Source organism: Burkholderia sp. IO2 (assembly GCF_029522185.1).
In the GTDB taxonomy this organism is placed as follows: Bacteria; Pseudomonadota; Gammaproteobacteria; order Burkholderiales; family Burkholderiaceae; genus Burkholderia; species Burkholderia cenocepacia.
This window is the reverse complement of the sequence record NZ_JAKWFH010000070.1, coordinates 21,819-32,294: the sequence shown is the minus strand read 5'-3', so window position 1 is coordinate 32,294 and position 10,476 is coordinate 21,819. Positions and strand designations below refer to the sequence as shown.

Annotated in this window: 11 protein-coding genes; 8 read left to right on the top strand and 3 right to left on the bottom strand. The window is 68.0% G+C overall.

The features are described from left to right. Positions 1-194: 194 nt before the first annotated feature. The 8 genes from MMB92_RS30955 to MMB92_RS30920 are packed head-to-tail and all read left to right on the top strand — an operon-like array spanning position 195 to position 7,419. A complete protein-coding gene (locus tag MMB92_RS30955; RefSeq protein ID WP_200061810.1) occupies positions 195-491 on the top strand; it encodes a hypothetical protein in 297 nt (98 codons plus the stop codon). Positions 492-516: 25 nt separating this feature from the next. Beyond that, positions 517-1,788, top strand: coding sequence for a TadE/TadG family type IV pilus assembly protein (locus MMB92_RS30950; protein ID WP_006486279.1), 1,272 nt, complete (start codon positions 517-519; stop codon positions 1,786-1,788). Between the two features lie 13 nt (positions 1,789-1,801). Then, on the top strand, positions 1,802-2,338 hold the full coding sequence (locus MMB92_RS30945) for a TadE/TadG family type IV pilus assembly protein (protein WP_196432751.1): 537 nt from the start codon (positions 1,802-1,804) through the stop codon (positions 2,336-2,338). Then, positions 2,335-2,778 (top strand): TadE family protein, encoded by a 444-nt coding sequence (locus MMB92_RS30940; protein WP_006498094.1) that lies wholly within the window; start codon positions 2,335-2,337, stop codon positions 2,776-2,778. The genes MMB92_RS30945 and MMB92_RS30940 overlap by 4 nt, the downstream gene beginning before the upstream one ends. 22 nt (positions 2,779-2,800) lie before the next feature. Beyond that, positions 2,801-4,009 (top strand): AAA family ATPase, encoded by a 1,209-nt coding sequence (locus MMB92_RS30935; RefSeq protein WP_034204009.1) that lies wholly within the window; start codon positions 2,801-2,803, stop codon positions 4,007-4,009. Positions 4,010-4,027: 18 nt separating this feature from the next. Beyond that, on the top strand, positions 4,028-5,395 hold the full coding sequence (locus tag MMB92_RS30930; protein ID WP_006486287.1) for a CpaF family protein: 1,368 nt from the start codon (positions 4,028-4,030) through the stop codon (positions 5,393-5,395). Positions 5,396-5,430: 35 nt separating this feature from the next. Further along, positions 5,431-6,408 carry a type II secretion system F family protein gene (locus tag MMB92_RS30925; RefSeq protein WP_006498096.1) on the top strand — a complete coding sequence of 326 codons (978 nt, stop codon included), beginning with the start codon at positions 5,431-5,433 and terminating at the stop codon, positions 6,406-6,408. Positions 6,409-6,444: 36 nt separating this feature from the next. After that, the gene (locus tag MMB92_RS30920) at positions 6,445-7,419 is read left to right on the top strand and encodes a type II secretion system F family protein (protein ID WP_006486292.1); all 975 of its coding nucleotides are present in this window, start codon (positions 6,445-6,447) and stop codon (positions 7,417-7,419) included. A gap of 279 nt (positions 7,420-7,698) precedes the next feature. Here the strand turns inward: MMB92_RS30920 and MMB92_RS30915 are convergent, their stop codons facing one another. The 3 genes from MMB92_RS30915 to MMB92_RS30905 are packed head-to-tail and all read right to left on the bottom strand — an operon-like array spanning position 7,699 to position 10,457. Further along, on the bottom strand, positions 7,699-8,649 hold the full coding sequence (locus MMB92_RS30915) for a transporter (protein WP_196432752.1): 951 nt from the start codon (positions 8,647-8,649) through the stop codon (positions 7,699-7,701). 36 nt (positions 8,650-8,685) lie between these two features. Further along, positions 8,686-9,213, bottom strand: a complete 528-nt coding sequence (locus tag MMB92_RS30910) for a flavin reductase family protein (RefSeq protein ID WP_196432753.1) — start codon at positions 9,211-9,213, stop codon at positions 8,686-8,688. A gap of 5 nt (positions 9,214-9,218) precedes the next feature. After that, positions 9,219-10,457, bottom strand: a complete 1,239-nt coding sequence (locus MMB92_RS30905; protein ID WP_196432754.1) for a styrene monooxygenase/indole monooxygenase family protein — start codon at positions 10,455-10,457, stop codon at positions 9,219-9,221. Between the last annotated feature and the right edge of the window lie 19 nt (positions 10,458-10,476).

Below are 10,476 nucleotides of genomic sequence, written 5' to 3'. Positions count from 1 at the left end.
GACCCGGCCACCGCGGCGCGTGTCGCGCGCATCGAAGCCGCCGCCGCGCGCCTCGCGGCAGCGGGCGCCGAACCGTCGGCCCAGCCGGCGGCGCGCCCGAAGCACCGGATCGCGGCGGCGCCCAAGGCGCAGATCGCGCGCGCCGGCGCGGAACCCCAGTCCACCGATCGTTGAAGCCATCCAAGGGGAAGCTCATGAAATCCGCCTACCTCGTATTCGTGCGCCGCGCGGCGCTCGCCGTTCCGCTCGCGTTCGCGCTTGCCGGCTGCATGTCGTCGACCCCGGTGTGGGACAGCCGCTTCGGCGACTCGGTCCGCACCGTGATGCAGGCCCAGATCATCGATCCGCATGCCGGCAAGCATCCGGCGTCGGCGTCGGGGATCGACGGCAGCGCCGCCGCGGCCGCGCTCGACAACTACGACAAGTCGTTCAAGCAGACCGTGCCGCCCGCCAATGCGTTCGTGATCGGCATCGGCAAGGCTACCCAGTAACGACACCACGCTCAGGGAGAACGCCATGAACAGCGCAGCCCGCCATCCGAAAGTCACGCGTCGCGGCCTGCATCGCCAGCGCGGTGCCGTCGCGATCATCGTCGGCCTTTCGCTGGCGGTGATGATCGGATTCGTCGGGCTCGCGCTGGATCTTGGCAAGCTGTACGTCACGCGCAGCGAACTGCAGAACAGCGCCGATGCCTGCGCGCTGTCCGCCGCGCGCGACCTGACTTCGGCGATCAGCCTGTCGGTGGCCGAGGCCGACGGCATCGCCGCCGGTCACCTGAATTTCGTGTTTTTCCAGAAAACGTCGGTGCAGATGTCGACGAATGCGAACGTCACGTTCAGCGATTCGCTGACCAACCCGTTCCTGACCAAGAGCGCGGTCACGAAGCCGGCGAGCATCAAGTACGTGCAGTGCACCGCGACGCTGAGCAACATCGCGCACTGGTTCATCGAGGTGCTGAACGTGCTGCCGGGCACGAAGCTCGCGAATGCGGCGGAAGTGTCGGCGAGCGCGATCGCGACCGTCGGCGGCGGGCAGACGACCTGCGCGATTCCCGTGTTCGTGTGCCGCGGCCCGTCCGATCCGGCCTACAAGGTCGGCGACTGGATCTCGTCGCCGTCCGGGTCGTCGTCGACCTACGGGCCCGGCAACTTCGGCTGGGCGGCGCTCGACGGCTCGACGAACGAGACGACGCTCGCGAGCGAGCTGTCGGGCAATACCTGCAACATCACGAGCCCCCCGGACCTGAGCACCACGGGCTTGAAGTCGGCGGCGCAGCGGGCCTGGAACACGCGCTTCGGGATCTATACGAACGGCGCGAACGGCTCGAGCGGCCAGCCCGACTTCACCGGCTACGCGTACGTCGGGCCGAACTACGGGCCGCCGGGAACGCCGGGCATCAAGGGTGACGCGTACACGCAGTTCGTGGCCGACCGCGCGAGCTTCAAGCCTTACCAGGGCGACGGCGCACCGCCGTCGGGCAGCGGCATCGCGACCAACGGCACGGCGACGGCGAGCAACTACCAGACGTTCGGCGGCGATCGCCGCGTCGCGCTCGCGCCGGAGGGCGACTGCTCGACGCTGTCCGGCAGCAGCGGCAAGGTGCACATCACGCAATGGGATTGCGTGCTGATGCTCGATCCGCTGCCGTTCAGCGCCGGCAGCGGCCCCGTGGTGGCGCACCTCGAATACCTCGGCTCGTCGGTTTCCGGCAACAACCCGTGCGCGACGCACGGCTTGCCCGGCAGCGGCAGCGCGTCCGGAACCCAGGTTCCGATGCTCGTTCGATAACGGAGAGACGATCATGAAGAAGCCGTCGATTCGTCGTTCGCGCGCCCGCGGCGCCGTCGCCGTCGAGTTCGCGCTCGTGCTGATGCCGATGATCATGCTGGCGACCGGCGTGGCGGAGTTCGGCCGCGCGATCTACCAGTACGAGACGCTGACCAAGGCGACCCGCGACGCGGCGCGCTACCTGTCGGTCTGGCTGCCGACCGACAGCGCGTATCCGGTGGTGCAGGCGCAGTGCCTGGTCGTGTACGGCAGCACGACGTGCGGCTCGGCCGGCAGCGAGCTGGTGCCCGGGCTCAAGACGTCGATGGTCACGATCTGCGACGCACAGCACACGACCGGCTGCAGCGACGCATCCGATCCGTCGCAGTTCGCGAACCTGCCGACCTACGACGCGGACAACAACAGTTCGTCGAGCGGCTCGGCGGCGGGCGCGATCAACGTCGTCGAAGTGAAGATCAGCGGCTACAAGTACCAGCCGATTCCCGCGTACCCGGGACTGCCGTCGATCACCTTCGGCAACATCGTCACCGTGATGAGGCAAGTGTCATGAACGCACGCCGCTTTCCGCCATCACGCCGGCGCGCCCAGCGCGGTGTCGCGATCGTCGAGTTCGCCCTCATCGCGTCGGTGCTGATCATGCTGCTGATCGGCATCTTCGAATTCGGTCGCGTGCTGTTCTACTGGAATACCGCGAGCGAGGCCGTGCGTCTCGGCGCGCGCACGGCGGTCGTCTGCGACGTGAACGCCGCCGGCGTCGTGAAGCGCGTGCGGTCGCTGCTGCCGCTGCTGTCGGACGCGAACGTGTCGGTCAGCTACACGCCGACGAGTTGCGACATCAACACGTGCTCGTTCGTGACGGTGAGCGTCACGAACGTCACCGTCAAGACCATGATCCCGTTCGTGAACGTCACGGTCAGGATGCCGCCGTTCACGACGACGCTGCCGCGCGAAAGCCTGAGCTCCGCGACGGGCGGCTCCGCCTGCAACTAATCGAACACACGAGGCACACGACATGATCAACATCCTCGTAGCTTCCGACGATACCGCGCGGCTCACGCAGATCGCGCGTCTCGTGGCCGACTGCGGACGCTATCGCACGACCCGTGCGACCGGCCGCCCGTCGCAGATCGAGCATCGCACCGACGGGCTCGACGCGTTCGACATCCTGCTGGTCGACGGCACGTCGCTCGAGCCGTCCGAACTGCCGGCGATCGAGCGCATCTGCCGCGCGCACGCGGGCCTGACCTGCATCCTCGTGACGGCCGACGCGTCGCCGCACGTGCTGCTCGACGCGATGCGCGCCGGCGCACGCGACGTGCTGCAGTGGCCGCTCGACCCGCAGGCGCTCGGCCACGCGCTCGGACGGGCGGCCGCGCAAAGCACGCGGCGCGATACCGACGACACGCGGATCGTGTCGTTCATGTCGTGCAAGGGCGGGGCCGGCACGAGCTTCGCGGCCGGCAACGTCGCGTTCGAGATCGCCGAGGGCTTCAAGCGCCGCGTGCTGCTGATCGACGTGAACCAGCAGTTCGCAGACGCGGCGTTCCTCGTCAGCGACGAAACCCCGCCGTCGACGCTGCCGCAGCTGTGCGCGCAGATCGAGCGGCTCGACAGCGCGTTTCTCGACGCGAGCGTCGCGCACGTGACGGAAAACTTCCACGTGCTCGCGGGCGCCGGCGACCCGGTCAAGGCCGCCGAGATGCGCGAGGACGCGCTCGAGTGGATTCTCGGCGTCGCCGCGCCGCGCTACGACTTCGTGATCTTCGACGTCGGCGTCGGCATCAACCCGCTGTCGATGGTCGCGCTCGATCGCAGCGACCAGATCCAGATCGTGCTGCAGCCCGCGATGCCGCACGTGCGCGCCGGCCGCCGGCTGCTGGAGATCCTCGTGTCGCTCGGCTACTCGACCGACCAGCTGCGGCTGATCGTGAACCGCGCGACGCGCGCGAGCGAGCGGACCCGCACCGCGCTCGAGGAAGTGCTCGGCCTGCAGGCGGCCTGCACGATTCCCGACGACGCCGAGACCGTGCTCGAAGCGATCAACCAGGGCCATCCGGTGTCGCGGCTCGCGCGCGGCTCGGCGGTCGCGCGTGCGTTGCAGGGCTGCGCGAAGCAACTCGTCGACGGCGACGTGCGCGCGGGACGCAGCGCGACGCACAGCGAACCGTTGATGTCCCGGCTGTTCGGCCGCAAGGCCACGCCGAAGCTCAAGTCGATGTAATTCTTTCGGGGAATCATCATGTCATTGCGCGAACAGATGTCCTTGCACCGGGCCCAGCCGCTGGCGGCAGGCAACGAACCGGCCGGCCCGGCGCATTCGTCGGTGCGCGACGCATACCAGAAGCTGCGTCGCGAAATCCACCTGGCCGTGCTCGAGCGCGTCGAGCTCGAGCGCCTGTCGCGGCTGCACCAGGATCAGGTCCGCATGGAGATCGGCGCGCTGATCGCGCGCATCCTCGACGAGGAGCGCCTGCCGGCGAACGACATCGAGCGGCGCCAGCTCGCGATCGACGTGTACGACGAGATGTTCGGCTTCGGCCCGCTCGAGGCGCTGCTGCGCGACCCCGGCATTTCCGACATCCTTGTGAACACCTACCGGCAGGTTTACGTCGAGCGCTGCGGCCAGCTCGAACTGACCGACGTGACGTTCTACGACGACGCGCACCTGATGAAGGTGATCGAGAAGATCGTGTCGCGCGTCGGGCGCCGCATCGACGAATCGAGCCCGATGGTCGACGCGCGGCTGCCGGACGGTTCGCGCGTGAACGCGATCATCCCGCCGTCCGCGATCGACGGACCGCTGATGTCGATCCGGCGTTTCGCGGTCAATCCGCTGAAGATGGACGACCTGGTGCGCTTCCACAGCCTGACGCCCCCGATGGCCGAGCTGCTCGACGCGCTGTCGCGCGCGAAGGTGAACGTGCTGGTGTCGGGCGGCACCGGCAGCGGCAAGACGACGCTGCTCAACATCCTGTCCGGCTTCATTCCGCGCAACGAGCGGATCGTGACGATCGAGGACGCCGCCGAGCTTCAACTGCAGCAGCCGCACGTGCTGCGGCTTGAAACGCGCCCGCCGAACATCGAGGGCAAGGGCGAGATCACGCAGCGCACGCTGGTGCGCAACGCGCTGCGGATGCGCCCGGACCGGATCATCCTCGGCGAAGTGCGCGGCGCCGAAGCGCTCGACATGCTCAACGCGATGAACACCGGCCACGAAGGCTCGCTCGCGACGATTCACGCGAACACGCCGCGCGACGCGCTGACGCGGCTCGAGAACATGGTCAGCGTCTCCGGCCTCACGCTGCCGCCGAAGACGATGCGCCAGCAGATCGCGTCGGCGATCTCGGTGGTCGTGCAGGCGGCGCGGCTGACCGACGGCAAGCGCAAGATCATCAGCATCCAGGAGCTGACCGGAATGGAAGGCGACATCATCAACATGCAGGAGATCTTCACGTTCAAGCGAACCGGCGTGGACCGCGACGGCTCGGTGCGCGGCCACTTCTGCGCGACCGGCGTGCGGCCGAAGTTCGTCGAGCGGCTGCAGGCGTTCGGCATCAACCTGCCGGATTCGCTGTACGACCCGTCCGTGCGTTACGAGACGGATTGACGCCAGGGCGCCGTGTGCTGCCGGGGAGAGGCCTCATGAATGCGATCTTTTACGGTTTTGTGATTCTCACCTTCGTCGCGGTCGTGCTGTCGATCGAAGGCATCTATCAATGGTGGAACGCGCGGCACGGCACCGCCGCGCGCCGGATCGAATCGCGCATTCGTGCGATGTCGGCCGGCGGCAACGTCCAGCAGGAGCGGCTGTCGATCCTGAAGAAGCGGATGCTCGACGAGTCGAAGCCGTTCGACCGGCTGCTGCTGCGCCTGCCGCGCGTGCATACGCTCGATCTCGTGATCCAGCAGTCGGGCCTCGACTGGACGCTGCCGAAGCTGATCACGCTCAGCGCGACGTTCGCGGCGCTCACGTGGTTCGTGGCGAGTTTCATGCGGTTGCCGCAGCTCGCCGCGGTGCCGCTCGCGCTGTTCGCCGGCTGGCTGCCGATGCTGTACGTGCTGCGCTGCCGCGCCCGGCGGATGCGCAAGCTCGAGCGGCAATTGCCGGACATCTGCGACATGATCGCGCGCGCGCTGCGTTCCGGTCATTCGTTCACGAGCACGCTCGGGATGGTCGGCGACGAGTTTTCCGAACCGATGGGCGGCGAATTCCGCGTCACGTTCGACGAGGTCAACTACGGCGTGTCGTTGCACGACGCACTGATGAACCTCGCGACGCGCGTGCCGGTGCAGGATCTGCGCTACTTCGTGATCGCGGTGCTGATCCAGCGCGAGACGGGCGGCAACCTGGCCGAGTTGCTCGACAGCATCGCCGGGTTGATCCGCGAGCGCTTCAAGCTGTTCGACAAGGTGCGCGTGCTGTCGGCGGAAGGGCGGCTGTCCGCGTGGATTCTCGGGCTGCTGCCGTTCGGCACCGCGGCGGTGATGGCGCTGCTGAACCGCGAATTCCTGTCGGTGCTCTGGGAGGATCCGGCCGGGATCCGGATGGTCGGCACGATGCTGGTGTCGATGCTGTTCGGCCTGTTCTGGATCCGCCGTATCGTCCGCATTCGCGTCTGACGCGCGAGCCGAATAACGAACCGTTGCGAGGTTGTCATGCAAAACCTGAGCGTGGTCCAGGCCGTGATGCTGGGCGGCTTGTTCATCTTCGTGGCCGGCGGCGTGCTCGTCGCGATGCTGCTGTTCGCGCCGCGCAGCATCCAGCGCCGGATCGAGCAGGCGGGCGGCGCCGGGGCGGGCGCCATCGCCGGCCCCGGCGACGGCGACGACCTGGCGTCGCGCTGGGTCGCGAAGCTGGTCGAGTTGTCCACCCCGATCTCGAAGCTGTCGGTGCCGAAGGAGGGCTGGGAGAATTCGCCGCTGCGCATCCGGCTGATGAATGCCGGCTGGCGCAACCCGAGCGCGGCCGCGCTGTACTTCACCGCGAAGACGATGCTCGCGCTCGGCCTGCCGTGCGCGGCGCTGCTGGTGCTGATCACGACGTCGCTTGGCGACGAGCGCGCGCTGCTGTCGGTGATCCTCGTGGCGCTCGCCGGGATCGGCTACTACATCCCGAACGTCGTGCTGTCGCAGCGGGTCAAGGTGCGCCAGCAGAAGATCTTCGAGGATTTCCCGGACGCGCTCGACCTGCTGACGGTGTGCGTCGAAGCGGGGCTCGGGCTCGACGCGGCGCTGATGAAGGTGAGCGAGGAGCTGCGGTTTCGCAGCGAGGTGGTCGCGAGCGAACTCGACCTGCTGCTGCTCGAGATGCGCTCCGGCTTCACGAAGGAGACGGCGCTGCGCAATCTCGCGCTGCGCACCGGCGTGGAGGACATCGAGTCGTTCTGCGCGATGCTGATCCAGGCCGACCGGTTCGGCACGAGCATCAGCGAATCGCTGCGCGTGCTGTCCGACATGCTGCGCACGCGGCGCCGGATGCGCGCGGAGGAACGGGCGGCGAAGATCGCGCTGAAGCTGCTGTTCCCGCTGATCTTCTGCATCTTCCCCGCGCTGATGGTGGTGCTGCTCGGCCCGGCGATGATTCACGTCTATCGCGTGCTGCTGCCGACGTTCGTTGGCATCGCGCAGTGAGCGGCGCGCGGATGCGGCTTCGCGCGCATCGATAAAGGCTGGATGTGCCGGCCCCCGGGCCACCCGCTGGCCATCCGGCGGCCGGCACGGCAACAGGCTTCATGGAGGCTCCCTCCCCAGGCGGCGCCGCGAGACAGGTCGACCATAGCGGCGTCAATGCATCCTGGACCCATGGTCGGCCATGGAACAAGCCGTAGTCCACCGCCTTCACGGCTGCCCCCTACTGCTAACCCGTTGAAGCGGCGGCGCCCCGTAGCGGGGCAGCCGGCGCGCCGCGCGTCACTGGAAGTGATGCACGTAGCGCAGCACCATCCGCGTGCCCTGCGGCCGGTTGCGCGCATAGGTCTCGAAGTACGCGTTGAACAGCAGGTGATCGTGCGGCGAGAAGCTGACCATCGCCCCTGGCCCGATCGCGAATACTGCTTCGCGCGTGCCCGGCACGTCCTGCCCGTTGGCCTTCATGTCGGTGGTCTGGCGCAGCCAGTAGCCGTTGAGCCCCAGCCGCAGGCCGGGCCGCACTTCGTACTCGGTCGCGAAGTTCACGTGGAGCGCCTGGCCGGCCTGCGTCGACGTCACGTCCGGGCCGAGTGCCGTGGCCGGCTGATGGTTGGTCGCGTTCCACAGATAGTGCAGCCGCCACGACACGGTCCATTTCGGCGTGAGCCACAGCGTCGCCGCCCAGTACGGATCGAACGACCAGAAATGGCTGCCGGGATTGATCGCGCGCGACGGATCGTACGCGCCGGTCGGCACGATGAACTGGAATTCGACGCGCTGTGCGAAGCGCGGGCCCTGCGCGCCCATCACCGGGTCGAACTGGATGAACGGGCCGATCAGCAGATCGCCGAAGCCGGCGCGCGCATTCAGCGCGACGTTGCCGATGCCGTCGTCGGTGCGCGCGGACGCAATCCACGGCAGGATCACGTCGAGGCCCGGATGCATGCCCGCGAACGTCAGCGGCGACTGATAGACGAGCTGGCTCAATCCGGCGAACAGGTCGATGTCCTGCTTCGGCAACCCGACCTTGTTGCCCGCATTGTCGTTGACGCGGCCGGCCGTGTAGTACTGCAGATACTGCGTGCCGTACCAGCCGGCGCCGGCCGGCGGCATCCCGTCGAGGAAACTGGTCATGCCGAGGTTGACCGCGGGCAGGTCGGCCGCCCGCGCGGGGCCGGCGAGGCCGGCGATCGCGAAGCCTGAGGCGACGAGCAGGCGAGAGCCGATTTTCATGTTCACCACCTTCTGGTTATTAGTTTGTATGACTAATTAAAAGGAACGTAAAAGATCGGGATGATCGGTGATCGCGCGATACTGGCCGGCATGGAACACGAGCGGCGCCTTGCCGAATGCGTCGAACCGTTCGATCTCGCCGATGAAGAGCAGGTGGTCGCCGCCTGCGTAGTGGCCGACGTTGCGGCACACGAAGCGCGCGCTCGCGCCGGCGAGGCATGGCACGCCGCCGCTCTCCGATGCGACGTGCGGCACGCCGTCGAACTTGTCGGCGCTGGGCGTCGCGAAGCGCCGCGACAGGTCGATCTGGTCGTGCGCGAGGATGTTGATCGCGAAGTGCGTGGCCGCGACGAAATGCGGGCGGCTCGGCGCGACCTTGCGCAGGCTCCACAGCACGAGCGGCGGATCGAGCGACAGCGACGAGAACGAATTCGCGGTGAGGCCCACCTTGCGCCCGTCGGCCGCGCACGTGGTGATCACGGTGACGCCGGTCGGGAACTGCCCGAATGCGGCGCGCAACTGCATCGGGTCGAGGGCCGCGCGGTCGGTAACGGTCGTTTCCATGGCGGTTACTCCGCACGCACGCTGTGTTCGCGGATCAGCGCCGCGCAGGCCGACGGTTCGAACCACCACGGCGCGAACTGGCGCGGGTCGTCGAAGCCGTCGACGATCGTTTTCGCGAGCGACGGCGACTGGCCGGCCGCGCCGAGCAGTTCGAGGATGTGCGGCGGCGGCGGGGTGAGCAGCGAGTTGGTCCAGCGCACGACATGCTGCGCATAGGCCCAATAGCCTTCGAAGGTCTGCTGCATCCAGTCTTCGCCGAACGGCGCGGCGCCGCGCGCGACGATCGCGTCGAAATACGCGTTCGCGCATTTCGCGGCGTTGTTCGAGCCCTGGCCGGTGATCGGATCGTTCACCACCACCGCATCGGCCATCCCGAACACGGTGCGGCCCGACGGCAAGCGGAAGAACGGCTTGCGCACGGTCGGCGCGAAACGTCCGGCCAGCGTGCCGTTCGGATCGGTGAGTTCGACGTCGCGGCAGCGTTCGAATTCCCACGGCACGTACTGCTGCAGGAACGACAGGCTGCGGTCCAGATGCTGCTCGGGCGTCTTCACGTCGGCCCAGCAGTCGAGCGGGCCGCCCGGGATGCCTTCGAACACCATGATTTCGCACGGGCCCGTGATGGTCAGCGCGGGAAACACGAAGTACTCGCCGATGCCCGGCAGCAGGTTGAAGCGTACGCGCGAATACGGCTCGCTCGGCGTCATCCCTTTCACGTAGGTGAGGGCCAGCGCGCGCTGCGGGCGGTCGAACGGGCTGCGTGCGTCGTCGCGTCCGAGCAGGCCGACGATGTCGCCCTTGCCGGCCGCGAGCAGCACGAGGTCGTGGCTGCGCGCGAGTGCCTCGAGTTCGGGCACGCCGATGTCGGCGATGCGCACGTCCGCGCCGCGGCGGCGCACGCCGTCGAGCCAGTCGGCCATCTTCACGCGCTGGTCGACCGACTGCGCGTAGCGGGTGAGGCGCGACGACCAGTCGATCGCCTTGCGGCCGTGGCCGTCAGGGTGCGGCACCGCGATGCCGATGCCTTCGACGGCCGGGCACGCTTCCTCCCACGTATTCAGGCCGAGATCGCGCTCGATCTGCAACGACGTGTGGAACATGCACTGGCTCGACATGACCTTGCCCGTGCGAATCTGCTCCGCATCGCGGTTGGTCGCGAGCGTGACGTGGTAGCCCTGGTCGAGCAGGGCGAAGGCGAGTTGCAGGCCGGACTGGCCGGCGCCGATGATAGCGATGCGTCTCATGGGAATGTCCTCGGTTGGC

Bases quoted from the DNA above. Each gene is read 5' to 3' on its own strand.
- MMB92_RS30955 (WP_200061810.1), top strand. From the start codon at position 195: ATGAAATCCGCCTACCTCGTATTCGTGCGCCGCGCGGCGCTCGCCGTT.
- MMB92_RS30950 (WP_006486279.1), top strand. From the start codon at position 517: ATGAACAGCGCAGCCCGCCATCCGAAAGTCACGCGTCGCGGCCTGCAT.
- MMB92_RS30945 (WP_196432751.1), top strand. From the start codon at position 1,802: ATGAAGAAGCCGTCGATTCGTCGTTCGCGCGCCCGCGGCGCCGTCGCC.
- MMB92_RS30940 (WP_006498094.1), top strand. From the start codon at position 2,335: ATGAACGCACGCCGCTTTCCGCCATCACGCCGGCGCGCCCAGCGCGGT.
- MMB92_RS30935 (WP_034204009.1), top strand. From the start codon at position 2,801: ATGATCAACATCCTCGTAGCTTCCGACGATACCGCGCGGCTCACGCAG.
- MMB92_RS30930 (WP_006486287.1), top strand. From the start codon at position 4,028: ATGTCATTGCGCGAACAGATGTCCTTGCACCGGGCCCAGCCGCTGGCG.
- MMB92_RS30925 (WP_006498096.1), top strand. From the start codon at position 5,431: ATGAATGCGATCTTTTACGGTTTTGTGATTCTCACCTTCGTCGCGGTC.
- MMB92_RS30920 (WP_006486292.1), top strand. From the start codon at position 6,445: ATGCAAAACCTGAGCGTGGTCCAGGCCGTGATGCTGGGCGGCTTGTTC.
- MMB92_RS30915 (WP_196432752.1), bottom strand. From the start codon at position 8,649: ATGAAAATCGGCTCTCGCCTGCTCGTCGCCTCAGGCTTCGCGATCGCC.
- MMB92_RS30910 (WP_196432753.1), bottom strand. From the start codon at position 9,213: ATGGAAACGACCGTTACCGACCGCGCGGCCCTCGACCCGATGCAGTTG.
- MMB92_RS30905 (WP_196432754.1), bottom strand. From the start codon at position 10,457: ATGAGACGCATCGCTATCATCGGCGCCGGCCAGTCCGGCCTGCAACTC.